Origin of the sequence: Pseudogulbenkiania ferrooxidans 2002 (assembly GCF_000174355.1) — a bacterium.
GTDB lineage: Bacteria > Pseudomonadota > Gammaproteobacteria > Burkholderiales > Chromobacteriaceae > Pseudogulbenkiania > Pseudogulbenkiania ferrooxidans.
Genome location: NZ_ACIS01000004.1, coordinates 252,908 through 275,008 on the forward strand (window position 1 = coordinate 252,908; position 22,101 = coordinate 275,008).

The window sequence follows — 22,101 nt, forward strand, 5'->3', positions numbered from 1 at the left end:
CTTTGACGAATATTCGGGCCGGACTCATACCGGCCCACTCGTCACCCCACCCGAATCCCCGTTGTGCTTGTGCCCATGCAAGCTTGTCCCGCTGGCCACCACATCCCCGTTAGTTGTGTAGTTGCCGCCAGTCTGATTAACGTCGCCCTCAAACGTCGCACCATCGCCGCCCTTGATCGCCATGCCGCCATTACCGTTCAGCTGGCCTTGGGCAGTGACCTCTTGGGTGGCTTCCAGATTGGGCGTGTCGAAGCGAGCGCCGTCGCTGGCGCTGACACTGTAGCTTTTGCAGGTCACCTCGTAGCGGTCGCAGTCCACCGCCACCACGCGGCCTTGTTTGATATGGACGTGGGCGCCTTCGGACGAATACAGGGCGGTCTCGCCAGACTTCAGGTTCTTCATGCGCAGGCTGCCGTTCTCGGTGGCGATCACGATGGAGTGCGCGGTCTTGCCACCGATGGGGACGGCCACCGCCATGGTGCCGGGTGGTGGGCAGCTGGTCAGGCCGAAGTGCTGGAACAGCTCGATGCCGTCCTGGCCTTCGGTGCTCAATCCCTTCAGTTGCACCAGCATCACCGGGCCGTCGGTGCTGGCCAGGGTGATGACGCCCCGGTACACCTGGCGCACTCGCGCCATCGCTCCGGCGATGCGGCGGTCAATATCCTTCCACATTGATGATCTCTCCCGGTCCTGTGTCTTTCTTCTTGCGACCTTTGCGCTTGCCGCCGCGCTTGTCCTGGGGGATGGCGAATACCTGCCACACGCCATCCTCTTTCAGAGTCAACACGGTGCGCTTGGCCTGGCCACGGCCACCGACTAGCTTGCGCTGCACCAGGAAGAACACGGCATTGACGCCCTTGCTCTCCCACCACAACACCACGCGCTGGCCGGGCTTCCACAGCTGGCCGCTCTCGGTGCGGTGCCCTGGCACTTCCACCTGCAGCGTCAGCCCGTTGAGCCGGCTGTCGGCCTGCAGCTTGTGCGCGTAGCTATTGGCCACGTCGGCATCGTCGGCATCGGCACAGGTCACGATACTCGGCCGGTACAGGCTCACGCCCCGGTCGCGCACCGTGGTCTTGATGGCGTGCTTGCCCTCGGCCTGGTCGGTACCGTGCCCCTGGGCCAGCACGGTGATCTCGCTGGCGCGGTCGGCCATGCTGCGGGTGCGGGTAATGCGGATCACGTTGTTCTTCTCCGGCTGGCTGCGCGACAGGATCAGCGTGGCCACGGGTGCCTGGGTGTAGTCCGGGCCGCCCACCACCAGTGTGCCGTCCGGCTCCAGCCAGGGCCACAGTCCGGCCACCTCGGCGGCCTCGCGCACCGCATCCCACGCGGTCATGCCGGGGTCGATGGCCAAGCGGTCGTGACGACGCATGCGTTCGGCCTCGATGCGGTAGCGCTTGATGCCCAAGGGGAGGGCGGCCTGCTTGATGATGTTTTCCAGAGTGATCTGGTTGGCGGCAAAGATCGGCGCCGAACAGTCCAGCAGCTGGCCGACCAGGTCGCGTCCGGTGAGGCTGACGGCCAGGTTCTCGCGGTTGTCGGTTTCCACGATGTCGTCGATGTAACCCACCATCACCCGTTCCTGGCCGACGCGCACTTCCATGGGCGCACCCTCGTAGACCGAAGCCGGCAACGCCTCACCCCCGGTGAACAGGTCGAATGACCAGCCGTCAGCGGCTTTCATCAGGTCGGAGTCGATCTCGTAGCGGCTCCAGTTGCTGTGGAACTTGCCGCCCACCACCAGCGACACGGCATCGTTGTCAGCGTGCGTAGGCATTCAGCACCTCTCCGGCGGCGATGAAGTTGGGGTTGCGTACCTGGGGATTGAGCCGAGCCAATTCCGCCGCACGGCTGCTGTCGCCATACCACCAGTGGGCGATCAGGTGCAGGTTGCCGGACGCTTCCACTTCGCGGGCAATCAGTGGCGGGCGGCTGTTGATGACCGCGATGGCGGCCACCAGCAGGTTATGTGCCGTGGCCTTGAGTGCTTCCACGGCTGGCACCGACTCCTCCAGCGGGTACAGCTCCCGGTAAGCGTCGATGGTCGCCCGCAGTTCCTCACGCACGCCGTTGACCATGATTTCGATCTGCGGCGGCGAGAGAGTGGCGGTTTCGGCTTCGTCCTGCAGCACGCCGGCCGTGACCGTCGCCAGCTCGGTGACGGTCAGCGCCTGCATCACGGCGGTGGTCTTGGCCACATCGGCCGGATAGGGGCGGTTGATCAGATCGGCGGCGGCGCCGGTGTCGTTACTCTTGGCCGGCAGCTTGACGATCTCTTTGAAGCTGTTGCGCAGGGCGCTGAACTCGCCGGTGCTGCCCTTCGTCCAGCGCAGGTTCACCAGCCCGTCCAACAACCCGGCTAGATCGACGGTGAAGTCCTGGGGAGCGCTGATCATCTGGCTTGCGGTATGGGTGGTCATACCGACCAGCGAGCGTGCATCCGTCATCACCGACAACAGGGTGTTTTTCCAGGCGTTGCTGCGAGCAAAACTGCCCCGCAGATTGAGGATGAGGTTGAACGCATCGGCGAAATTCAGCACCGCCAGCCCGCGTGCCGTGTCGGCCAGATTGGCCGCGCCGGCCGCTTTGGCTGCCGGCAGCTCGCGTTCGAACAGCGACTGCCGCGCCCCGCCCAGCACCAGCGTCAGGCGCAGCATGCAGCCGTCGACCAGGTCGGTGTTGTGATCCTCGCTCCAGTCCTGGACATGGCACTCGACCAGGGGGCCGTAGATGGGGTGGATAAACTCGCCTGGGCCGCCGGCATCCACGACGTCGAGGAACGCTTTCAGGCGGGCCTCGTAGTCGTCGCCCCAAAAGATGGCATTGACCGTGAAGGTTTTGCTGCGGCCGCCGGTATCGGTGATCTGCTCCCCGTTCTGGTAGGGAAGGCCGACCCGCGCCAGATCGCGGCCACCGCTGGCGGAAACCGCCTGAATGTCGAAGCGGACGCCCTTGTAACTGGCGTCCAGCAGGGTATCTTCCCAGGCCATCAGCCGCGCCTCCCGGTGGTGGTGTTATGGGTGTTGACGGTCTCGGTCAGCGTGCGGCCGTCGATCTGCAGGACGGTTCGGGACTCCAGCTTGATGGGCTGCTTGGCCAGATCGGAGAGCGCGCTGGTCTGCTTGTTCAGCCCCTCCAGCAGACCCTTTTCCTTGTCGCCGTTGAGCTTCTCGTACAGCCAGGTGCCCAGCGACATGTCTTTGCCGCCGTTGGCTTTGGTGAGCGAGCCCGTGATTTTGCCGTTCAACCAGCCACCAAACTCCCAGCCGGCCGCCCCAGCGCCGACCACCAGACCGGCCCCCCCTGTGACGGCGCGGCCAAGCATGGCGCCACCGCCGCGTACCAGCGCACCGGAACGGCCCAGTACCGAACCGGCCAGCTTGCTCCCGGCGCCGCCGGTCAGCAGGTTGCCGGCACCGGCAGCCACCGAGGCGGCCGCCAGCACGTTCATGGCCGTGGTGGTGGTGACGATGGCCTGGGTCAGGCCGGGGTAGGCTTGGGCGTAGTCGGCCAGCTTGGAGGCGATGTCGCCGACCGCTTCGGATGCCTTGGAAAAGCTGTCGACTTCGGCGAAGTCCTTTTCGTTGAGCGCTTTCTGTACCTTGGCGCCGGCTCCTTCCGCGATGAAAGCGTAGTCTTCCTCACCGGTGCCCTTGGCGTTCTGCAACTGGCCACGGATGTCCTTCACGTAGCCGCGGCTGTTCATGTAGCCGACCAGGGCCATCAGCGCCTGGCGATCCTGCACCAGTTTGCCGACGGCGCTGCCCTGCAGCAGGTTGCCGATGGACTCCAGCATCGCCCTGCGCTCGTCGCCCTTGGCCGCCTCCAGCTTCTTCTGCAGCTTCTGGTAATCGGCGTTCTTGCCGACCACCTTGTCGACGATGCCGACAAAGGCATCCAGCCCGTTGATGCCGCGTTCCCTGGCTTTGGCCAGAGTGCCAGTCAGGTTGATGTTGAGTTTCTTGGCATCGTTGGCCGTGTCCTGGCTGTTGATCTTGGCCAGCAGGTTGACCAGGTTGTTGCCGGCCTCATCCTTGGTGCCGGCGGTGATGGCCGATGCCTGGTTGGCCGCCAGCAAGGTGTCCAGCCCGGTCATACCGGACATGCCGGCCTGCTTGGCCGTCGCCATCTGTTGTGGCAGCCACTTGGCCATGTCCTTCAATTCGAAGCCGCCGGCCTTGCCCGCCTTGATCGCCTTGTCTAGGGCGAGCGGGATCTGATCGTCGCTCAGGCCAAAGGTCTGCTTGGCGCGGATGGCGATGGCGGCCAAGTCCTGGGCGCCGGCACCGCTGGCCGTAGAATACTTCTGCAGCGCCGGCAGCAGGGTGGTCGCGCTCTTCTGCGACATGGCGCCGGAAGCCAGCAGGGCATCCAGTGTTTCGGCCGCGCCTTCCTTGGTGCCGCCTCCTTCCCGTACCGCCTTCCGGATCGAGGCGTCCAGCTCCTGCTTTCCGGCACGGCGGCCGGCGCGGTTCTGATCGCCATAGGCCGTGTTAGCCATGTAGCGCAGACGGGTGTCGTAATCCATCACCCGCTTGATCGGCTGCGCGGCCACATAGCCGGCACCCAGCACCGCGCCGCCCGCCGTGGCCCAGGCGTTCACCACACTGCCGCCCAGCTGCATGGCGCGCTGGGCACGGCCGACGCCGTCCATCTCGCGGCGCAAGGCCACCACCTTGCTGCGCATGGCCTCCAGTGCCCGTGACTGTTCGGCGGACGAGGCGAAGCCGGTGCGGGCCAGGCGGTTGTAGGCCGCCTCGGTCTGCTGGATTTCGCGCCGGATGGCGGCCTGGGATCGTACCTCCAGCAGCTCGCGGGCACGGGCGGCGCTGCCCATGCGGCGCGAGGCGTCCTCTACCGCCCGAGCGCCTGTACGGGACTCTTGCTCGACGGTGCGGAAGGCACTTTGCACCACCTGGCTGAGCAGGTTCTTGGCGCGCAGGGTAAGGGAAAGGTCTAGGTTGCGACTGCTCATGCGGGTGACCTGGGTTGGCGACGGGAGATGAAGGTTTCGCTAATGACGCGCTGGTCGCGTTTCGCGGACGTTTTGGCACCCAGCGCGGTCAGCCAAGCGTCGATCTCCGGCCCGGTCATGGCCGCCACCTGGGGGGCGGTCAGACCGAGCGGGGCGAGGGCTACGCAGAGGGCGCGGTAGCCGCGTTGGCGGTGCGCCGCTCCCTGCGCTTTTTTTTGAGCCGGTCCTGTGCCTCGGCGATTTGGATGTAGTCGTCGGGCTCGATCTCGCTGGCCAAGAACGTCCCGGTCAGTACCTCGGTCAGCTCCTCGGCCGGGATGTCGCCCAGGCGCACAATGGCCTTGGCCATCAGGTCCACCTTGCGGAAGCCCTCGCCCTGATCCAGATCGATCTCGTCCTGCAGGGTGTTCAGGCGCACCTCGCCCTGGTAGTGCAGCACGCCCTGGCACTCCACGCCGTAGTCCAGTTCAAACGGTTCGGTCTTCATCACTCTTCTACCTTGCGCAGGGCGCCCATGCTGATATCGCGGCGCAGTTCGTTGTCGACGCTGTACGATTCGCCCACCTCGATGCTGAAGCAGCCCAGGTAGCTCGTGCGTTTCTTGCCGGGCATGTCCGGCGTGATGGTGATACGGCTGTCGGTGATGTTGTCCCAATCCGGCTCATCACCTTCCGGCACCGCCACGGTGACCTTCAGGTCGTACTCGGCAATACCCTTGCTGTAGCCCTTGGCCCGGCCGGTGCGGTTCATGGTCTTCACCAGCTTGCGGCCGGTGCGGGTGGTGGCATTGAGTGACACCACTTCGACTTCCTGGCCGTCCAGGTCCAGGAAGATGTTGCTGACGTAGGCAGTCATGCGTAGCCCCTTATTCCAGGATCAAGTCCATGCGCACGGCGAAGATGTGCGCCCCAGGCACCACCGAGGACGGGATGCGAATGTTGAAGCGCGTCACGTCCTGGCCATCGCCTTGCACCACTAGCTCGGCCTTGTGCTGCTCCACGTTCTGGTAAATCTCCAGCTCTTCCAGGCTGAGACATACGTCGAAGCAGGCCGACCACACCTTTTCCTGGGTGCGCTGGCTCTTCTTCTCGCGCGGGAACTCGCGGTTCAGCTTCTGCAGCACCGCCTTGGCACCGTAGATCAGCGAGCGCGGCGTGGTGATGTCCAGCATGGTCGGGTCGGCGGTACCGTCCACCGTCTTGGTGTAGGTGGTGATGGCGCGGCTGATCACTACACGGTTGCCTTCGCCCACCGTCAGAGGGGTGATGCCGTTCCACAGCGCGTTCTCCACCTCGGTGTTGGAGGCTTGCTGGGTCACGTCCACCACGTCCAGGCCCACCAGTTCCAGTGTGTTCAACGGCCGGGCCGGGTCTTCCTCGCTGGCGACCACGGCGGCATAGGCGGCCGCGATCTCAGCCGGTAGGCGCTTGGCGCCGCGATACCAGGGCAGCGAGATCCACTCGCTGTTGATTGCAGCCTGCAGCCCCATGGCGCTGGCCAGCGTGCCGGTATGGGCCAGCGTCCCGAGTGCCCAGCGTTTCTCGCGTGGGCCGCCGACGTATTCCAGGTGCTCGCGCAGTTCCAGGGCGGCGGCACTGGTGGCGAACGGGCAGACCACCAGGTCGTGGCCGGCCGCCTGGATGGCATCCAGCGCCGACTGTAGGCTGGCGTCGTTGGCGCCGCCCGCCATGGCGGTCACGGCCGCTGTCATGCTGTCGGCGGTCAGGCTGGCCGCGAGCTTGATGTCGTTGCCAACGGCGGCCTTGTGCTTGGCGGTGAAGGTCACCTCGCCACCGGCGGCGGCAGCGGTCACCGGCAGCGCCGGCTGCGCCGCGACGGCCGCCACTACCTTGGCGGCGGCTGCCGCAGGCGTGGTGCCGGCATCGACGGCCAGGCGCAGGGTCTCGGCGCCGATGCTGACGATCAGCGTGCCGCTGGTGGTCGCGCTAGTGGCCAGCGTGATCTTGCCGCTAGCGGCCAGACCGGCAGCATCATCGCCCAGCAGCACCAGGGACAGTGCGCCATAGGGGTTGGCCCGGATGAAGGCGCGTGCCATCAGGTGACCCACCGAGCCATAGCCGCAGTAGGCGGCCGCTTCCTCGTCGCTGTACACGTCGATCACCGGGCTGGCGTTGCTGGTCAGCACATTGGTCAGCTTCGGCGCCACCAGCACGGTGCGTTGACGGTTGGCCGGCAGGCTCTTCAGGGCGGCACGAGTATAGAACTCGATGTACTTGCCCGGCGTGCGGATGGACGACGGAATCTTGTCGAAGGTGATGTTCATGCCTTGTCCTCGGCCTTCGGTTTACGGGGGGCCGCCTTGTCCGCCACTTCCACCAGGCTGCCTTCGCGGATCAGGCTGCGGTAATAGGCGGTGGACGGTACGTCCACCGGCTCGGCGTCGGTGATGTGCTCGCGCGGGTTGAATTCCTTGGGCACCAGTCCACCCGGTGCCGCCTGGACGTTCAGGGTTTTTGTCACGATGGGCTCTCCTCGTTGACGTGGGTTTCGAAGTTGATGGACGGGGTATCCTTGCCGGGCTGATACAGGCCTACGTTGAAGCCACCCAGCCAGGGCAATGGTGCTTCGGTCTTACCGCCCAGGAGGGGGAAGAGGGCGTCGGGATGCTCCGGGCCTTCCGGGGCGGGCCAGCTGCCGTCCGGCAGCGCGGTTTCCTCCCAGGTGCTCTTGAACTCCACCGACATCACTCCCCAGCTGTTGCTGGCGATCTGGGTATTGACCAGGGTTTTCACCTTGCCTGGTTCCAAACGGCTGATCGGCAGCCCCAGCTTCTGGCCTGCCAGCAGCCGGCGCACCGCCCACACCAGGCGATTGACGCCGATGTCGGCGGTGGCCGGGCCGGCACCGACGCGCAGCCCTTGCGAGCGCCGCACCAGGCGGTCGCCGACCACCACCACGAAGGTGCCGGTTTCCTTCCAGTCCGGTTTGCCCATGCGGCGGTGGTCTCCCTCGGCCATGCCACCGAAGGCGACATAGGCGGCCGGGAACGCCTTGACGGCGTTTTCCAGGTCGTCGATCTCCCCGGCGTAGTAGTCGCAGGTACGCACGGCCTTGCCGAGGCCGGTCTCCAGGCGCTGCACTATGGCCGCCTGGATACGGGTGAGCAGGGGTTCCGTTACCATCCTCCGGACCTCCCGAAGACACGACCGCCGGATTCCATCACCACGGTGTCTTCCGTGGCCACCTCTTCACCGGTCGCATCGCGGCCGAGGGAGACCTTGCCCTCGGCCACCTTCTCCAGGTAGCGAATGGCGTCGCGGTAGCGCTCGCGCATGTTTTCCGACACCACCACGTCGCCATCGCGCCCGAGGTGATAGCGGGCGATGTCGCAGGTGTAGGCCGTGAGCACCAGCGGTGGGTTGGGAAACGGCAGCGGGTAGCGGCCCGCCAGGTAGGAGTCCACCTCGGCCTCGGCCGTGGCCAGGGCGCCGGCCAACACACTGTCGTTGATGGCGCCGGTCTGTTCGCGGTCGGTCAGCTCGATCAGCTCGCGCTCACCGATGGTGGTCACCATGTCCTGGCGGGTCGCGTAGCTCACGGTTTACGCCCCCGCATTGGCAGCCTTGCGGCCACCGCTGGTCTTGGTGGTCGCGGCGGATTTGTCACCCGTCTCGTCCTGAGCGCTTTCGCTAGTTCCCTCGCTGGAGGTAGCCGGCGGCTCGGCATCGTTGTCGCCGTTCTCCTTCACCGGCTCTTCCGGTGCCCGCTCCACCTTGAGGTTGGCTTCCTTCATCAGGCGCTCCCATTGCTCGTCGGTGTACTCGTTGGCATCCACCACCGTGCCCTCAGCGGGCCACTTCACGCCCAGCCGGCAGAAGCCGGCCTCGCGCAAGGATTTAACGATCAGCTTCATGGATGCTTTTCCTTACAGCCACGGCGAGACCATCAGGCCCACCTTCTTGTAGTTGATGTTGGTCGCGCCGCCGTCCTTGTGGCTGGCTTCGATCAGGGTCTCGGCTGCGGCGCGCAGATCGGTCGGCACCACCAGCAGATCGGGCACGAGGCCGAGCTTGCGACCGCCATCGGCGACGAACTTCTCCATGTCGCCGAATGCCTTGCGGAAGTTCGCTTCGTTCAACGGCTGGTTGGAGCAGTAGGCGAACTGCCAGAAGCCGTAACCGGCATTGCAGCGATAGCGCACACCGAACTGGAACGCGTCGCTACGGAACACCACCTCGTCAGAGGTGCCGGTCAGGGCGGTCAGCTCCGGCTGGGTACGTTCCTGGAAGATCAGCGGCTTCAAGGCGCGAGAGGTGCAGAGCAGGTACCACTTCGGGCCGGCGCCGGCGCCGGCATCGTCGAAGTTGGAAACGGTGGTCGGCACGCCGGTACCGTCTACGTTCGGGTAAACCGGGTGATCGCTATCGAAGAAGTTCTGGCCGTCGTAGCAGAGCGTGCTGGTGCCGCTGGCCAAGAGTGGGAAGACCAGCTCGTCGGGGTGGGTCTTGGTGGCGCGGCCCATCTCGTCGAACAACGGCAGGAAGATGCCTTCCTGGTCGTCTTCGATTTGTGTGCGTTCAACTCCCACCGTACCTTCAAAGGTTTTATTGGTGATGCTGTAGCCATCGGCCGCCATTTGTTTTACTTGGCGGTCGCCAATCCACTCGCGCAGTTTCGGGAACTGGCCCAGCCAGGAGTACAGGTTGGCTCCGGTAGCGGACGGCACCTTGGTGGCGATGCGCTCGTATTGGCTGTCCGCCGTGCCCAAGCCTTTCTTGAACTCGGCGCGGTAGCCAACGAACAGCGCATCCAGCACTGCTTTGGTAATGATCTTCATGGGGTCATTCCTGTGTTACGCCGCCTTCGCAGGGTCACCCTCCAGCGGCGTGGGGTTTACTGGCTCGCCTTTTCCTTGGCGAAGGCTTCCGGGGTCATGCCCAACTGCTTGCACACCGCCAACTCGTCGGCGCTCAAACCATGGCTGCCATCGGTCGGCGCCTTGCCGTCGGTCTGGCCGTCTTTCAGGCCGGCCATGGCCGGAGCGGTGTCCAGGAAGGAACGCAACGCCGCCAGATCGCGTTTGCCGAGGTCACGCGCCCACGGCTCCAGAGCCGGGGTGATCTTGCAAGCCGCCTTGCCTTCCTGGACCAGGGCTTCGACCTGGCTCTCCTGCTTTTCAGCCTTGAGGGTGGCCAGCTCGCCTTGGGCTTCGCGCAGGGCGGCAATCGGCACGTACTTGGCCAGGTCGGGGCCGTTGGCCTTGAGCGCGGCTACCTCCTGGGTCAGGCCGTCAGCCTGGGTTGCCTTGGTTTTGAGGGCCACAAGCGCAGCCTGGACTTCGGCTTCGGTCGTGGTTTCCGGCAAGCCCAGTTGCTTGCACAGTTCTTTAAGGTCCACGGTGTCCTCCTGGGCGTGGTTGGGGGTCAGGGAAAAGCGATTCACCGCCAGGCGTGACAAGTCGTCCAGGCCGTCCAGACCGGCCTTGTTGGTCAGGGCCGCCATCAGGATGCGCAGCACTTCGCCGGTTTGCGGGTCGTAGGTGAAAACGGGGGATAGGTAGCGGTACTCCTCGTCATCGAGGTGCGCCTGGGCGGTCTTCGTCCAGCGGACGTTGACGGCATAGATGCCCAGGCCGTCGCGCCATTCCATGTCCTTGAACCAGCCGGCGGCGGGCGCCTTCTGGCCGTTCTGTTCGGCGTAGAGGGTCTGGTGCTCGTAGTCGATGACCAGGTCGTCCACCTCTTCCTGGGCGCGTCGAATGACCTGGGCGGCCACGTTGGCATCGGTGTACCAGTGCGGCGCATCGAAGGGGCGCCCATCACGGGCACGGAAGATTCCGGCCGGCACCAGTCGCATCGCTTTGCCGTCCACCGCGATCTCGAAAGACAGCGCGGCGACTTGGGGAAGAGGTTTCGTTTTCATGCCGCCATGATCGGCGGCAAAGGGGGAGGGGAGAGAGTTGTCGGGCGTCAGTACCTGGCCTGATGGTGAAGCGCGCCCGGAGGCGACGAGCGGAATGCTTGGGAAGGGCGTTAGATGGGCGTTAAAATTCGTGCGACTACCCCAAGGCGACCGACGGCACGGCTAAACCGCCTCAGTGCAGGCTAGGGCGTTTTTTGACGTTTTTGCTAATCTTGTCCAAAACATTGAGGCGATGCCTTATGAAGCATCTAAGTCTTATTACCGAAAAACTTAAAGAGGCCGACTTCTTTCTAGAACGCATGGTCGCCGCAGGACTCCATGTGGAAGAGCTGAACTACTATTTCAGTGCATTCGCCAGTGCTGCCCGAAGCGTCACCTTTGTTCTCCAGTACGTAGGTAGTGCCATCGGGGAAGAATTCGACAAATGGTATGAACCCACTCAAGCGCGTCTTCGAGGCGATAAGGTGGCTAAGTATCTATTGGAGGCCAGGAATGAAGCCTTGAAAACTGGAGCGCAGCCCATCTCATATGGACAGCGAGTTAAACAGCCCAATGGAGAGGAGACCGTTATCCACTTCTTTTCCTACATAGGTTCTGAGGCACCAGCCGAAGTCCCCAGCATGGATGTGTTCTCAGCCTGTAGGCACCAAATGACAAATCTGACTGGACTCGTCGCAGAGTTTTTGGGAAGGTTTGAAGCCGAGGTTTGGGACGAGTCAAGGGAGCGTCAAGTGTTCTCAATGCAACTTGATGAGGTCAAATCCATTGTGCTTGGAGGCGATATCCCTGATGGGCTTTGGCAGAAGGTCATTGGACATATCGAAAGCGACAGCTTTCATCCCCCAAAGCCTTCTGAAACCATTCGCTCTTTAGTTGCCAAGTATGGAAATCCAAGTGTGCAAGATGGATGTGGCGCATAACAATATGCTCAACCTTACTTCCACGGCTCGCTCAGGTAGCGGATGGCCTGATCCTCCATGGTCTGGATGCCGGACTCGGTCAGTACCAGGAACGGGCGCGCCGGTATCTTGACTGAGTGCTCGCCGATGGTGGCCCACTGGCTGAAGTTGGATTGGCTCTTCTTGACGAAGCGGGTGCCCACGCTGCCATCCTTGTCCTGTTTGAAGTACACGCGCTGGGAGCGGGCGGCGCGTTTGATCTCGCCGCCGAAGTGCTGGATGGCCGCGTACACGACATTGGTACCCACTTGGGCACTGTCGTTGTCGCTGGCCGGTTCGATGCTGCTGGCCAGTCGGCGGGTGTCCTGCAGTACCTTGCCACCCTGGCGGCGCTTGAGGGTGGATGGGGCCAAGCCGGCCCAGGCGGGGCGCCCCTGGGCGGCGAAGTTCTGCTCCACCTCGTCCAGCATGGTGCCGGATAACGACCGCATCAGCGGCTCGCGGTGTTCTCCCCGGCGGTCCAGCTCGGCCAGTGCCGCCAGCACATGCGCCACCTCTTGTTTCAGTTCGATCATGATTGCCCTTATACTGGAAACTGCCTCGGAAACACGGTGAATCTCCCGGCCGTAGGACGTCGCACGACGGATCGCGTGAGGGGACAGGGAGTCCCTCCCGAGGCTATTTCCTCTCCCAGATCACCTTGCCACCACGTTTCAGCCGCTCCAGTTCACGCTCATTGATCGGGTGGAAGGTCTGCAGCCAGTTTTCTGCCCCGTCCCGCGTCACTTTCACCACCGCCACCCACCAGCGTCCCTGGCGCTGGATGAACTTCATGTGTAGATCGCGCTCGGCCAGGATCAGCACCGGCTGTTCCAGCACCTGCTGGACGCGCCAGTAATCCCCCAGTGCCACGTTCTGGCCCTGCCGGTTGGCGAACTGCTTGGCCAGCGTGTCATCCGACAGCCAGACCGTCTGGCTGCTGCTGCCGAGTCGGGCCATGTCGTCCTGGTGCAGGATGGCCACCGGATAACGCTGGCCCACGGCCACCTCCTGGCGGATCGCGGTGACAGATTTGCCGGCAGCCAGGCGTTCCGCCACGGCCGTCCCCAGTTGCTGATACCAGCGGCCGAACTCCGGCCCGGTCAGCACGCCCTTGACGTACTGGCGGGCGACCGGCGCGGCATAGTTGTCCAGCTCCGGCTGGAATGCCGCCTGCCCAGGATTGAAGCCGAAGCCCGGATCGGTGACGAAGCGCGCACCGCTCGGCGTCTGGAACGCCATGGCCTTACGCTTGACGCCATTAGGGGCCGATGCCTGTTCGACCTCTATGAGGCGGCCCTCGCTGCTGATGACCTCCAGCCCCTGTTTGGTGACCTGGTCGTAGGTGAGCGCCCGCACATGGCAACGGCAGCGCCAGCCGTTGGGCGGGAAGTAGTAGCGCCAGAACGGATCAGTGGCCAGCAGGGTGATGCCGTGCAGCACCTTGTGGCGTGGACGTACCCGGTTGTCGCCGACGGTGGAATAGACCCAGATCGGCCGGGCCTCGCGATCTTCCCACAGCGACTTCCAGCGCCCGGCCATGTAGGCGGACTGGGTGTTGGTCCGAAAAATGGTTTCCAGGCGTCGGGCGTCCAGCTTCTTGCCGTGAATCTCCCCGCTGTCCTGGTCGACCAGGTAGCCTTTCCCCAGCCATCCCTTGGACTGCAGCAACGGGGTCAGCTGGGCGTTAAAGTCCCGCAGGGTGGTGCCGTCCTTTAACGCCTTGTCCAGGGCGCCCCGGATGTCCTGCAGTACATCCAGCTTCATCACCCCGGCCACGGTAAAGGCGCGAGCATGCGCCTGCTCCCACACGTCCTGCCACTTGAAGCCCAGCGCATAGCCCTTGGACTGGAAGTAGGCGACGGCCTTTTCAGGCGGCAGGCCGAAGGCGTAGGCAAGGTCAACCACTGATGCGCCCCCACAGATCGGCCACGAAGATGACGCGGGCAAGCAGCTCGGTCATATCCTGTTCCGGCATCTGGTCGAACAGCTCGGCCAGCATGTCCTGCGCTTGTTCCGGGCTGGCGCCTTGCTTGAGCGCCTCGATCACCGGCGCCAGCATCTTGGCTGCCGCGTCCTCGATGGCGTTGCCGTCCAGCCCGTCACCAGCCTTGTCGACCGCCACCTGGTCAGTTGGTAGCACCTCGCCGCTCTCGGCCTTGAGTGCCACGCGGTAACGCAACGATTCGACCGGTGCGGGAGGCGTCAGCTTGCTCGGCATCAAGATCGGCTCATCTTTGCCTGCCATCGGAATCTGCAGGCGTTCATGTGCCCAGCTCACGGGGATGCGCATGCCGCCCTGGGCCAGCTTGGGCAGGCTGTTGGCGAATTGCTCCAGGCTCTCCGCCTCGGTCAGATTGAAGCGGAAGCGTGGGCAGCGGTCTGGCGTGATGCCTGGCTTGTTCAGCTGCACCATCGGCCAGACCAGCTGGGCGGTCACCGTGCGGGCCAGCTGCTTGGCATCCGCATTGCGCAGGTCTTTGCGCACCTCGTCGTGCACCTTGCCCAGGGCATTGGTCGAACTTTTGCCGTCGGCCTGGGTGGTCAGCGTGCCGCCCAGGATGATTTTCGACTCGGTGCGCTCGGCCCACTCCACCATCCAGGCGAACGGCTCATGCGTGCCATTGGCAGCGGCCTGGAATTCGATCTCCATCCCGTCCGGGATGATGCCAGCCGCACTGTGGCCGATGCTGGCCACGGCCCGCAGCAGGGTTGCCTTTTCTTTCTCGGTGGCGCCTGGCGGGTATTTGCCCAGCCTCATCGGCAAGCCATAGATTTCCAGGAATTCCGCCAAGTCGCGGACGCTGTAGTTCTTGAACACGAACGGCCAGACCAGCGCCCGGTGTAAGCCCACGCGCGGCGTGATGCCGGAGCGGCTCTTGTGCTTGTGAACAATCCAGCTGAAGGGCCGCAGGGCCTCTCCCTCGTGGTTGCTGTCGGAGCGCAAGCGCAGCTCGTTGGTGGTGAACTGGAACCAGCTTTGCGGCCGATGTTCCAGCTTCTTCGGCAGCCATACCTTGCCGGTGGTGTCCCATGGCATTTCGAGGGCGGCAAAGCCATGACCCAGTGCATCGGCCATGTCGAACAAGATGTCCTCCATATCCAGGTTGTCCAGCCACTCGGCCACCTCCTCGGCGAGCTTCGTCTCGGCTGCGCTGGCATTGGGAGGTGGCTCCAGTTGCCACTCCAGCCCCAGCAGCGCCAGCTTGCGCTTGCCCAGCTCCGTGGCGATATGGCCGTCCTTTTCCTCCATGTCGGCAAACAGCTCATGCTGGGCCGCGATCTCGCCACGCTCGGCGGCGTCGGTGATCTCGACCAGGCGTTGCGGTGTCAGCCCCCGGCTCGGGTGTTCAGGCCAGCGAGAAGCGATGCCGCCCAGGGCGGCAGTCTGTTCGTCCTGCAGGTCGCTGGTTCTGCTGGGGAAGGGTTGTCCGTTGTGATCCACAAGCATGGGGGATACCTCTAGAAGCACCCCGCGCCCCAGGTAGAGGCGGGGATGTCGTCATCGTTGTTTTGCGGGCGTTTTGGCACTGAGGTGAACTCAATCGGTGCCGCCTCGTTGCGGCTGGCGTAGTCGGCCATCAACAGGGCGATGGCGCTGTCGCCGTGGCGCTTGCCGCTGGCCTGGCCGTCGTCGCCCTTCTCCTGGGTGCGGCTCTCCGGTACGCGCGGGATGCCACGGATCAGCTGCACCTGGCGGTAGTCGGTCAGCACGTCTTCGTCGGCCGGCAGGTCGCACAAGGTGCCGTCCTCGAGGGCGGTCTTGAGCTTGGGGAAGCTATCCAGGTAGAACGCCTCGGTGGCCTGGATGCAGTGGATGCGCGTCGCGCCATACTTCTGCATCGCTTTCTCGGCCAGGTAGGAGCCGTTGCCGCGCGCGTCCAGACCGGCAGACAGGAAGTTCGGCAGGTGGTCCAGGATGTAGAACAGGATCTGGCGCTGCTGGTCGAACGGCATGTTGCGGATTTCGACCTGGAACGGCACCCGGCGACGCAGGCCCAGCCGGACCAGCGGCGTCAGGATGGTCAGGTCACCCTTGCGGGCGAAGTCCTCGCCCAGGTAGCTCTTGGCGTTCCTGGGCAGCTTGTCCAGGAGCGGCTTCAGCTGGGTCTCGCACCACTCGCGGATGTCAGCCTCGCGCACCGCGTCCGGCAGCAGGGTGAAGGCATCATCGCGGGCGATGCGCAGCACCGGCGTGGCCTCGCTGGCCCGGCTCTCCAGCAGCGCCCGGCTGAAGTAGGCACCGACGGCATTGGTCGGGATACAGTCCAGCTCCTGGCCGGCCCCGCTGCTGTAGAACGAGTACACCCCAGCCGCCCAGGTGGCTTCCTCGGCCGCGTTATACGGTTTGCCCAGGCGCAGGCAGACGCGGTGATACAGCCCTTCGCTGACCGCCTGTTTGAACTCCAGCCGATGCACGGTGCCGGCACGCTTGCCGCCCCGGATGTCCTTGATCAGCTGGTTGAACGGGTTGTCCACGCCGTAGTGGGTGGAGATCACCCGCACCTTGCCGCCCCAGATCAGCATCGCCATGGCAGCGTCCAATAGCTCCTGCAGCTGCTCGTGGAAGGCGGCCTCGTCGATCACGATCACGCCCTGGCGGCCGCGCAGGTTGGACGGCCGCGATGACAGCGCCACGATGCGGTGGCCGGACGGAAAGCGGATGGTGTAGGTCTTGATGTTCTTGTCGCGGTCGGCCTCGTCGTCCCAGATGCCTTCCTCGATCTGACCGGCGGCATAGTCGAACGCCTTGCACCACATGGCGCACGCTTCGATGTACTCGACGGTCATGTCCTGGTTGTACGCGATGTAGTAGACGTTCTGGCCTTCGGCCGATTTTTCGGCGGCAGCGGTCAGTACGTCGTCGGCCGCCTCGCCCCAGGTCAGGCCGGTACGGCGCGACTTTTCGATGACCTTGAGCGGCGACGGGTCGGCCACCCAGCGCTGTTGGTAGGGCAGCAAAACCGCCGGAATGTCGGCTCCGGCGGTGCTGGGCAAATGGATGGGTAGCGTCATTCCGCAATCCCCAGGATCATCTTGCGAATCTGCTGCACGGTCGCCCCGGTCAGTCCGCCCTTGCTGGCCAGCGATTCTGCTGCGTCAGCCACGGCGCGGGCCTTCTCGCGCACCTCGGCCTGCCACTTCTTCTGTACTACCGACGCCTTGCCCAGCTCGGCCACGGCTTTGGCTATTTTGGGCAGATCGATCTGACCTTCCTGTGCCATCAGCAGTTGGAACAGCTTCTCCTGCACCAGGCGCATCAGCGCCTCGTTGACGGCACCCTCGTTGTCGGGGGCAGCCTCGACCACGGCGCGGGCCTGCTGCGACGCCACCTTCAGTGCCGACAGCCGGTCTTCGAACGCCTGACCATAGCGGTGGATGGCACTCTTGCTGATGTCGAAGCCCCGGCTGCGCAGTTCGGCGGCCAGCGCCTCGTAATCGGAGAAATCGCCGTCGACCAGGGCGCTATCCAGCCAGGCTTTCACCTCCGGCGGCAGAGCAGTGATTTTGGAACGTGGCGGCATGGCGACCTCAGAAATACTTGGCCGGCCGGGCGATGCCGGGCTGGCAGTCCACGGTGTATTCGACGATGTCGACGCCGAGTCGGGTCAGATCGGCCGACCACGGCCCGGCCGGGTCGCGTTTGATCTCCAGCAGGCAGCGGTCTGCCAGGTAATCCAGCTCGCGGCGCAGCTCCAGTGCCGTCACGTCCGGGTAGACGCTCTGGATGGTGGACAGGATCAGCGCCTCGTGTGCGCCAATCGGGCGGGCGTTGTTCAGCGTGAGCAGCACGGCCCAGCGCATGGACTCGCGGCGGGCTTTGGCGGGGTCGATGGCAATCATGTCGGTTTCCCTGTCAGGGCCAGCTGCTGCAGGCTGTGGGCTACGCCGTCCAGCTTGGCCTCAATGGTGGTTTGGTTGCGGATGAAGTCTTCGCGCCGCACGTACTCAAGCGGCAGGGCGGCCATCAGCTTCAGCAGGTCTTTTTCCAGGTCGACCAGCTTGGCGCGGTGAGACTCCAGCGTGGCGGACGTCAGCTCCTGCGACTTGGCCACAGCGCCGAACTTCTCATCAATGTTGCGGCCCACCTGGCCGGCCAGAATCTTGGCCACGGTCCAGAAACCGCCGAGGATGGCCAGCAGCAGGGTGATGACCTGCCACAGCTCCAGCGTTAACGTCATCGGCGGGGCCTTTCGCGACGGTTTTGGCAATCGACACAGCGGGTGCAGCCGGGGGCGGCCAACTGCCGGGCCGGTGGGATGGGGGTGCCGCAGTCCTCACACTCGGTTGCCGACACGCCACGGCCCACCAGATCGCGGGCGGCGGCGATGGCCGCCTCGCGCTGTTCCATTTCCAGCTCCTGGGCGCGGTCAAATGGGTCCATCGCCATCCTTTCGGTGCAGGTTGATCAGGGTGTCGAGCTGGGCGTCGAGCTGCTGGCACCACTGGCCGTAGTCGGCGGCGTGGGCGAGAAGGTCGTCAGGCGGTAGCCCTTCGTCGGCGCCGGCGGTTTGGCCGGCTTGGCCAACATTTCCGGCGTCGGCTGGGGGCACACCTGGATCATGCTCGGGGTAGCCGAGGACGGCGCGGTAGACGCGCAAGCCGTCAGGGCCAAGGCCAGTCCAATGCTGGCCATCAGTGCGTATCGCATCGGGAATCCTTTGCTTCAGTTGGGATTGGGTGTCGGCCAGACGGGCACGGGTCTGGATCAGCTCCCAGCCCAACTGGTGCGCCTGGTCGGTCAGGCGCTGCTGTTCGGTCAGGGCGTGGCCCAGCTCGTTGGCCTTGGACTCGGCGACGTGCTGCAGGTCCTGCGCATGGCTGGCGTGCTGGGTGGCGAGCTTGACTTCGTAGGTCAAGCCGGTCTGCCAGCTGCCAAGGCCGTAACCGGCCAGCAGCACGCCCGACACGGCGGTGGCGATCAGCAGAGGTTTCGGGTTAAGCATCGCCGGCTCCTTTGTCGCGTCGGGTGGCGATCCAGCTGCGGGCGGCGGAGTATCCGCCGACGACGCCCAGGTAGATCAGCCAGGTCTCGGCCGTCAGCGTGCCGGCCACGCCCTGGTAGACGAACATGCCGGTGGCCGAGGCGCAGGCGATGTTGGCCCACAGCTTGGAATGACTCAGGCGACCGGTGGCGGGGTTGGTGATCAGGTCGGCCAGGTGCATCACTGGTACCCCTTGTTCAGTTCAAAGTGCGGGAACTCGCGGAACTTGGCGCGCGGGTTTCCGTACCAGGTCAGTCCAAGGGACTCACCAATACGGCCCATGACCTGCCAATGCGGATGCTTGGCATCCCACATCGGCTTGCCACCGACCAACGGCACCACGTCGAAAGCGCGGGCGGCGGGCTTGTTCTTGATGGTGGCGTTGTGTGCGGACTGGCCGGCGCGGGCATTGGTCACACGCGGGCCGGGCAGGCCATTACGGCCTTGGGCGTAGAGCTGGTCCTGCTCGGCGCCAGAGCGCCAAGTGCAGGTAATGAGCGGGTCTCCCCCTTCGGCCTGGCAGCGGCGCAGGAACTCGCGGCACAAGGGCTGCAGGTCGGGGTGAAGGTCTTCAATTCGTCGGCTCGCCATGAAGGCATCCTGTTTCGTGTGGATGCTGTCGATTTTGGAGGGGCCGGCAGGATGGGCTTAGTAGTCGGGTGTCAGTGGCGAAAGTAATCGTACTACTTAGTGGTGCTTATCGATTTAATGACAATTTTGAATGATTATCATTTTATTTTTTTTGGGGTGCGGTGAAGTTGGGCGTGCCAAATTTCCATAAAGGGAGCTATTTAACTAGAAATACGCCATGCTTTCGTTGTATGATATTAGCATTTTAAAATATGTCTAAGCAGGCTGGCTTATCTTTTGATCTTGTTCTTGGTTGTGGAGAAGTTTTTCTGTAATTTTTATTCGAGAAATTCTTTATTTAGAGTGAAATGGAAATGCAAAATCATCTTATAAATTTCATGCAAGCAGAATATGAGTCTCGGCGTTATATTAGTAGAGATCAAATTTCTTTTGAAGAAAAAAAGAAAATTGTCCAGTATTTGGAAAACCCGGTTTCATGTGGTCTTTGGCATTTAAATGCTGACTGGTTGCCAAATGCGGGAATAACAGAAGATATTTGGATGGCATTAAAGGAGGAAACGAATGGTAAAGATAAGATTGCCATTCGTAGTGGTAAAAGGCAGAGATATATTGGTCTGAATGAAGTTTGGTGGCGTAAGATAAGTGAAGAGTTGCATTCAACGATAAGTTTTGTAGTCGGATTTTTTGACTATTTGGCAAGGCAGGATGCTCAACAGCCAGAAGATAACGAACAGTTTGGTGCAGAACATGAAACTGTGCAGCAAATTCTGGATCTGATTGATATTGAACCAATTAAGAAGAAATATTCAGAGGCGCTTGAGTTGTTTAAATCAAGCATATGGCATAGCGAATTTAAGGCCATTATGTCTATAGGAGACCCCATTCGACTGAATAGGGGCACTTTTCTTATTCAGAAGGGGCCGCGGGATGGGTGCCTAGCAGCAATTTCTTGGGATCCTGCCCCGCTTAATGATCTTAAGGGTTTTCTGAGTGCTGTTGGGAAGGTTGCCAACACTACTTTAATGCCTGTTTTTTCTCCTGAAGAAGAGGTTTTTGCTCCCTATTTTATATTTCTTGGGATGGCGTTTGATTTAATTATTCCTCAGGAACATTTGAGGCCTCTGGTAGGGAAGGCTGTTGCTCATTTTACTGATGAAAATTATACGGACTGTGTAAGCGCGATTGGCTTGGCCTCGGAGGATGTGTTGACTCAGATATATGAAACTCTTTATCGTGAGCAATTGACAAAGGGGTTGACGCTTGGGCAGCTGGCTGACGAGCTTCATGCTAAAGCTGCTGCACGTTTCAAGAAAAAAGAAGAATCGGTCCCGGATTTCAGCTCTCTCTATCCTGATATCAAAGCTGCGGTTGATGATGCAAATCTTTCCCCTGCTAGAGTGGCCGAACTCCTCCGGAAGTTGCTTAATCTGTCGGCTGAAACCAATAGACACCTCCAAGCCAGGATTGACAAGATAGGGAAACCTGAGAGGAGAGTGGCTATTTGGCCAGAGTTGGTCAATCACTCAGTTAACGAACTTATCCGATATCGTAATGCGGCTTCGCATAAATCACGAATTCCAATAGGCCCTATGGAGTGCCGTCGCGCTGTATTTTCATTTGTAGTCCTGCTTCGGTGGTGGCTGCGCGAACGTACTCTCATTGACTGGTCTAAGTCAGCAGATGAAATTCTCAAGGATAGTGTTGAACGCCACTCAAAGGGCTAAGAACAACTTTTAACCCCTGAGATCAGTCAAAATAACGCCGGCTGTTCCGGCACCGCCAGTCTGCTGGGCCGCTTGAGAATCCGCCACACGGTGCGGTCGGCCAGCTTGTAGTGCAGGGCCAGCTGCTGCACCGTCCAGTTGGCCGAGTGCTCAGCGTTCAGCTCGTCGAAGCGGCGGCACAGTTCCCGGTCGCGCAGCTCCTGCAGGGCGGTGTAGCAGCGCGGGATGTAGAGCACGTCGCCGCCGTAGTGGCGGGTCAGGATTTCCGCTTCGCGCTGGCCGATGGCTTCGGCCAGGTACTGGAAATTGGCCACGCCCTTGTCTGTCACTGCCATGGCCACCGCCAGCGTGGTGCCACCGAAGGTGGTCACCAGCGCCAGCGCGGCCGGGTAGCCGATCAGATGGGCAATTTCCTGAATGCTTTCAGGCAGTAGTTCGGTGACGTCGTCCAGTTTCATCTAGGGCGTCCTCATCAGGACGGCGGGCCGATTAGCTCCGTCGCCAATCAGCCCGCTGTTGTTATGACACGCCCATTGTTTACACGCCGAGAATTCTAACGGCCCCTGCCGTGGCGCCGGGCTTCGATCTCCAGCGCCACCATGACGCTCCGCACCTGGTCGTCGTCGCACCACTCCAGCTTTTCCACGCCGAACATGCGGCTGGCCAGCGCCTGGGCGTAGCTCCAGTGCCGCCCGGCATCGGCCAGCAGCGCTTCGATCTTGCCGATGTATGCCTGTCGGCTTTTAACGGTCTGCGGGCGCTGGCCGTGCTTTTTCGCGGTCGATTTGGCAGGCTGCCAGCCGCACTTCGTGAAGTGGGCCAGTACCTTCTCCAGCGCCGGCTCGTCGAGGTCTTTGGCGCTGGTCTTGCCGGTCAGCTGGACCAGCAGGGCGCGATAGGCATCGTCCTGCAGCGCCAACTCCTTGCGGGCGATGTGCACCTTGGCCAACAGGGCAGGGCGGTGGGTGGTCTTCATCGTGGGCTTCCTTAAAACACGTTGC

At 62.8% G+C, this 22,101-nt stretch carries 28 protein-coding genes; 2 read left to right on the top strand and 26 right to left on the bottom strand.

Annotated features, from left to right (window positions below; genetic code table 11):
* Positions 1–24: 24 nt before the first annotated feature.
* From FURADRAFT_RS08550 to FURADRAFT_RS08610, 13 genes are all read right to left on the bottom strand, one after another.
* A complete protein-coding gene (locus FURADRAFT_RS08550) occupies positions 25–672 on the bottom strand; it encodes a phage baseplate assembly protein V (protein ID WP_008953729.1) in 648 nt (215 codons plus the stop codon).
* Positions 656–1,780 (bottom strand): phage baseplate assembly protein, encoded by a 1,125-nt coding sequence (locus tag FURADRAFT_RS08555; protein ID WP_008953730.1) that lies wholly within the window; start codon positions 1,778–1,780, stop codon positions 656–658. The genes FURADRAFT_RS08550 and FURADRAFT_RS08555 overlap by 17 nt, the downstream gene beginning before the upstream one ends.
* On the bottom strand, positions 1,764–2,993 hold the full coding sequence (locus FURADRAFT_RS08560; RefSeq protein ID WP_008953731.1) for a DNA circularization protein: 1,230 nt from the start codon (positions 2,991–2,993) through the stop codon (positions 1,764–1,766). Before FURADRAFT_RS08560 ends, FURADRAFT_RS08555 begins: the two co-directional genes overlap by 17 nt.
* Positions 2,993–4,978, bottom strand: a complete 1,986-nt coding sequence (locus FURADRAFT_RS08565; RefSeq protein WP_008953732.1) for a phage tail tape measure protein — start codon at positions 4,976–4,978, stop codon at positions 2,993–2,995. The genes FURADRAFT_RS08560 and FURADRAFT_RS08565 overlap by 1 nt, the downstream gene beginning before the upstream one ends.
* A gap of 160 nt (positions 4,979–5,138) precedes the next feature.
* Positions 5,139–5,465, bottom strand: coding sequence for a hypothetical protein (locus tag FURADRAFT_RS08570; protein WP_008953734.1), 327 nt, complete (start codon positions 5,463–5,465; stop codon positions 5,139–5,141).
* Positions 5,465–5,833: a hypothetical protein gene (locus FURADRAFT_RS08575; protein ID WP_008953735.1), complete on the bottom strand. Its 369-nt coding sequence runs from the start codon at positions 5,831–5,833 to the stop codon at positions 5,465–5,467. Before FURADRAFT_RS08575 ends, FURADRAFT_RS08570 begins: the two co-directional genes overlap by 1 nt.
* A 10-nt stretch (positions 5,834–5,843) precedes the next feature.
* Entirely contained in the window at positions 5,844–7,262 is a 1,419-nt protein-coding gene (locus FURADRAFT_RS08580; RefSeq protein ID WP_008953736.1) for a phage tail sheath subtilisin-like domain-containing protein, read from the bottom strand.
* Positions 7,259–7,459 carry a hypothetical protein gene (locus FURADRAFT_RS08585; protein WP_008953737.1) on the bottom strand — a complete coding sequence of 67 codons (201 nt, stop codon included), beginning with the start codon at positions 7,457–7,459 and terminating at the stop codon, positions 7,259–7,261. The genes FURADRAFT_RS08580 and FURADRAFT_RS08585 overlap by 4 nt, the downstream gene beginning before the upstream one ends.
* The gene (locus FURADRAFT_RS08590) at positions 7,456–8,121 is read right to left on the bottom strand and encodes a phage protein Gp37 (RefSeq protein ID WP_008953738.1); all 666 of its coding nucleotides are present in this window, start codon (positions 8,119–8,121) and stop codon (positions 7,456–7,458) included. The genes FURADRAFT_RS08585 and FURADRAFT_RS08590 overlap by 4 nt, the downstream gene beginning before the upstream one ends.
* Positions 8,115–8,537 carry a gp436 family protein gene (locus FURADRAFT_RS08595; RefSeq protein ID WP_008953739.1) on the bottom strand — a complete coding sequence of 141 codons (423 nt, stop codon included), beginning with the start codon at positions 8,535–8,537 and terminating at the stop codon, positions 8,115–8,117. The genes FURADRAFT_RS08590 and FURADRAFT_RS08595 overlap by 7 nt, the downstream gene beginning before the upstream one ends.
* Positions 8,538–8,540: 3 nt before the next feature.
* Complete coding sequence (locus tag FURADRAFT_RS08600) at positions 8,541–8,852, bottom strand: hypothetical protein (protein WP_008953740.1); 312 nt, start codon at positions 8,850–8,852, stop codon at positions 8,541–8,543.
* A 12-nt stretch (positions 8,853–8,864) separates the two neighbouring features.
* Positions 8,865–9,776, bottom strand: a complete 912-nt coding sequence (locus tag FURADRAFT_RS08605) for a Mu-like prophage major head subunit gpT family protein (protein ID WP_008953741.1) — start codon at positions 9,774–9,776, stop codon at positions 8,865–8,867.
* Between the two features lie 56 nt (positions 9,777–9,832).
* Entirely contained in the window at positions 9,833–10,861 is a 1,029-nt protein-coding gene (locus FURADRAFT_RS08610) for a phage protease (RefSeq protein ID WP_008953742.1), read from the bottom strand.
* A 239-nt stretch (positions 10,862–11,100) separates the two neighbouring features.
* Between FURADRAFT_RS08610 and FURADRAFT_RS08615 the strand changes: the two genes are divergently transcribed.
* Entirely contained in the window at positions 11,101–11,781 is a 681-nt protein-coding gene (locus FURADRAFT_RS08615; protein WP_008953743.1) for a hypothetical protein, read from the top strand.
* Between the two features lie 14 nt (positions 11,782–11,795).
* Here the strand turns inward: FURADRAFT_RS08615 and FURADRAFT_RS08620 are convergent, their stop codons facing one another.
* The 11 genes from FURADRAFT_RS08620 to FURADRAFT_RS08670 form a co-directional block, all read right to left on the bottom strand.
* Positions 11,796–12,335 carry a phage virion morphogenesis protein gene (locus tag FURADRAFT_RS08620; protein ID WP_008953744.1) on the bottom strand — a complete coding sequence of 180 codons (540 nt, stop codon included), beginning with the start codon at positions 12,333–12,335 and terminating at the stop codon, positions 11,796–11,798.
* A 103-nt stretch (positions 12,336–12,438) separates the two neighbouring features.
* Entirely contained in the window at positions 12,439–13,707 is a 1,269-nt protein-coding gene (locus FURADRAFT_RS08625; RefSeq protein ID WP_008953745.1) for a phage head morphogenesis protein, read from the bottom strand.
* Positions 13,700–15,250, bottom strand: coding sequence for a DUF935 domain-containing protein (locus tag FURADRAFT_RS08630; RefSeq protein ID WP_008953746.1), 1,551 nt, complete (start codon positions 15,248–15,250; stop codon positions 13,700–13,702). The genes FURADRAFT_RS08625 and FURADRAFT_RS08630 overlap by 8 nt, the downstream gene beginning before the upstream one ends.
* A gap of 11 nt (positions 15,251–15,261) precedes the next feature.
* The gene (locus FURADRAFT_RS08635) at positions 15,262–16,815 is read right to left on the bottom strand and encodes a hypothetical protein (RefSeq protein WP_008953747.1); all 1,554 of its coding nucleotides are present in this window, start codon (positions 16,813–16,815) and stop codon (positions 15,262–15,264) included.
* A complete protein-coding gene (locus FURADRAFT_RS08640; protein WP_008953748.1) occupies positions 16,812–17,324 on the bottom strand; it encodes a DUF3486 family protein in 513 nt (170 codons plus the stop codon). Before FURADRAFT_RS08640 ends, FURADRAFT_RS08635 begins: the two co-directional genes overlap by 4 nt.
* Before the next feature lie 7 nt (positions 17,325–17,331).
* The gene (locus FURADRAFT_RS08645; protein WP_008953749.1) at positions 17,332–17,643 is read right to left on the bottom strand and encodes a hypothetical protein; all 312 of its coding nucleotides are present in this window, start codon (positions 17,641–17,643) and stop codon (positions 17,332–17,334) included.
* Entirely contained in the window at positions 17,640–17,981 is a 342-nt protein-coding gene (locus FURADRAFT_RS08650) for a hypothetical protein (protein WP_008953750.1), read from the bottom strand. Before FURADRAFT_RS08650 ends, FURADRAFT_RS08645 begins: the two co-directional genes overlap by 4 nt.
* The gene (locus tag FURADRAFT_RS20140) at positions 17,978–18,184 is read right to left on the bottom strand and encodes a TraR/DksA C4-type zinc finger protein (protein ID WP_008953751.1); all 207 of its coding nucleotides are present in this window, start codon (positions 18,182–18,184) and stop codon (positions 17,978–17,980) included. The genes FURADRAFT_RS08650 and FURADRAFT_RS20140 overlap by 4 nt, the downstream gene beginning before the upstream one ends.
* Positions 18,171–18,746 carry a hypothetical protein gene (locus FURADRAFT_RS08660; protein ID WP_008953752.1) on the bottom strand — a complete coding sequence of 192 codons (576 nt, stop codon included), beginning with the start codon at positions 18,744–18,746 and terminating at the stop codon, positions 18,171–18,173. The genes FURADRAFT_RS20140 and FURADRAFT_RS08660 overlap by 14 nt, the downstream gene beginning before the upstream one ends.
* Positions 18,739–18,966 carry a hypothetical protein gene (locus tag FURADRAFT_RS08665; RefSeq protein WP_008953753.1) on the bottom strand — a complete coding sequence of 76 codons (228 nt, stop codon included), beginning with the start codon at positions 18,964–18,966 and terminating at the stop codon, positions 18,739–18,741. The genes FURADRAFT_RS08660 and FURADRAFT_RS08665 overlap by 8 nt, the downstream gene beginning before the upstream one ends.
* Positions 18,966–19,376 carry a M15 family metallopeptidase gene (locus FURADRAFT_RS08670; RefSeq protein WP_008953754.1) on the bottom strand — a complete coding sequence of 137 codons (411 nt, stop codon included), beginning with the start codon at positions 19,374–19,376 and terminating at the stop codon, positions 18,966–18,968. The genes FURADRAFT_RS08665 and FURADRAFT_RS08670 overlap by 1 nt, the downstream gene beginning before the upstream one ends.
* 353 nt (positions 19,377–19,729) lie before the next feature.
* On the opposite strand from FURADRAFT_RS08670, the gene FURADRAFT_RS20525 reads away from it, so the two are divergent.
* Positions 19,730–21,100: a hypothetical protein gene (locus FURADRAFT_RS20525; protein WP_008953755.1), complete on the top strand. Its 1,371-nt coding sequence runs from the start codon at positions 19,730–19,732 to the stop codon at positions 21,098–21,100.
* A 26-nt stretch (positions 21,101–21,126) separates the two neighbouring features.
* Here FURADRAFT_RS20525 and FURADRAFT_RS08680 read toward each other — a convergent pair whose 3' ends face one another.
* Positions 21,127–21,558: a Mor transcription activator family protein gene (locus FURADRAFT_RS08680; protein ID WP_008953756.1), complete on the bottom strand. Its 432-nt coding sequence runs from the start codon at positions 21,556–21,558 to the stop codon at positions 21,127–21,129.
* Positions 21,559–21,653: 95 nt separating this feature from the next.
* Positions 21,654–22,076 carry a gp16 family protein gene (locus FURADRAFT_RS08685; protein WP_008953757.1) on the bottom strand — a complete coding sequence of 141 codons (423 nt, stop codon included), beginning with the start codon at positions 22,074–22,076 and terminating at the stop codon, positions 21,654–21,656.
* Positions 22,077–22,101: the final 25 nt, after the last annotated feature.

Bases quoted from the DNA above. Each gene is read 5' to 3' on its own strand.
- FURADRAFT_RS08650 (WP_008953750.1), bottom strand. From the start codon at position 17,981: ATGACGTTAACGCTGGAGCTGTGGCAGGTCATCACCCTGCTGCTGGCC.
- FURADRAFT_RS08620 (WP_008953744.1), bottom strand. From the start codon at position 12,335: ATGATCGAACTGAAACAAGAGGTGGCGCATGTGCTGGCGGCACTGGCC.
- FURADRAFT_RS08685 (WP_008953757.1), bottom strand. From the start codon at position 22,076: ATGAAGACCACCCACCGCCCTGCCCTGTTGGCCAAGGTGCACATCGCC.
- FURADRAFT_RS08680 (WP_008953756.1), bottom strand. From the start codon at position 21,558: ATGAAACTGGACGACGTCACCGAACTACTGCCTGAAAGCATTCAGGAA.
- FURADRAFT_RS08610 (WP_008953742.1), bottom strand. From the start codon at position 10,861: ATGAAAACGAAACCTCTTCCCCAAGTCGCCGCGCTGTCTTTCGAGATC.
- FURADRAFT_RS20525 (WP_008953755.1), top strand. From the start codon at position 19,730: ATGCAAAATCATCTTATAAATTTCATGCAAGCAGAATATGAGTCTCGG.
- FURADRAFT_RS20140 (WP_008953751.1), bottom strand. From the start codon at position 18,184: ATGGACCCATTTGACCGCGCCCAGGAGCTGGAAATGGAACAGCGCGAG.
- FURADRAFT_RS08615 (WP_008953743.1), top strand. From the start codon at position 11,101: ATGAAGCATCTAAGTCTTATTACCGAAAAACTTAAAGAGGCCGACTTC.
- FURADRAFT_RS08630 (WP_008953746.1), bottom strand. From the start codon at position 15,250: ATGCTTGTGGATCACAACGGACAACCCTTCCCCAGCAGAACCAGCGAC.
- FURADRAFT_RS08600 (WP_008953740.1), bottom strand. From the start codon at position 8,852: ATGAAGCTGATCGTTAAATCCTTGCGCGAGGCCGGCTTCTGCCGGCTG.
- FURADRAFT_RS08635 (WP_008953747.1), bottom strand. From the start codon at position 16,815: ATGACGCTACCCATCCATTTGCCCAGCACCGCCGGAGCCGACATTCCG.
- FURADRAFT_RS08570 (WP_008953734.1), bottom strand. From the start codon at position 5,465: ATGAAGACCGAACCGTTTGAACTGGACTACGGCGTGGAGTGCCAGGGC.
- FURADRAFT_RS08605 (WP_008953741.1), bottom strand. From the start codon at position 9,776: ATGAAGATCATTACCAAAGCAGTGCTGGATGCGCTGTTCGTTGGCTAC.
- FURADRAFT_RS08660 (WP_008953752.1), bottom strand. From the start codon at position 18,746: ATGCTTAACCCGAAACCTCTGCTGATCGCCACCGCCGTGTCGGGCGTG.
- FURADRAFT_RS08645 (WP_008953749.1), bottom strand. From the start codon at position 17,643: ATGATTGCCATCGACCCCGCCAAAGCCCGCCGCGAGTCCATGCGCTGG.
- FURADRAFT_RS08565 (WP_008953732.1), bottom strand. From the start codon at position 4,978: ATGAGCAGTCGCAACCTAGACCTTTCCCTTACCCTGCGCGCCAAGAAC.
- FURADRAFT_RS08555 (WP_008953730.1), bottom strand. From the start codon at position 1,780: ATGCCTACGCACGCTGACAACGATGCCGTGTCGCTGGTGGTGGGCGGC.
- FURADRAFT_RS08575 (WP_008953735.1), bottom strand. From the start codon at position 5,833: ATGACTGCCTACGTCAGCAACATCTTCCTGGACCTGGACGGCCAGGAA.
- FURADRAFT_RS08580 (WP_008953736.1), bottom strand. From the start codon at position 7,262: ATGAACATCACCTTCGACAAGATTCCGTCGTCCATCCGCACGCCGGGC.
- FURADRAFT_RS08590 (WP_008953738.1), bottom strand. From the start codon at position 8,121: ATGGTAACGGAACCCCTGCTCACCCGTATCCAGGCGGCCATAGTGCAG.
- FURADRAFT_RS08670 (WP_008953754.1), bottom strand. From the start codon at position 19,376: ATGGCGAGCCGACGAATTGAAGACCTTCACCCCGACCTGCAGCCCTTG.
- FURADRAFT_RS08550 (WP_008953729.1), bottom strand. From the start codon at position 672: ATGTGGAAGGATATTGACCGCCGCATCGCCGGAGCGATGGCGCGAGTG.
- FURADRAFT_RS08640 (WP_008953748.1), bottom strand. From the start codon at position 17,324: ATGCCGCCACGTTCCAAAATCACTGCTCTGCCGCCGGAGGTGAAAGCC.
- FURADRAFT_RS08665 (WP_008953753.1), bottom strand. From the start codon at position 18,966: ATGCACCTGGCCGACCTGATCACCAACCCCGCCACCGGTCGCCTGAGT.
- FURADRAFT_RS08560 (WP_008953731.1), bottom strand. From the start codon at position 2,993: ATGGCCTGGGAAGATACCCTGCTGGACGCCAGTTACAAGGGCGTCCGC.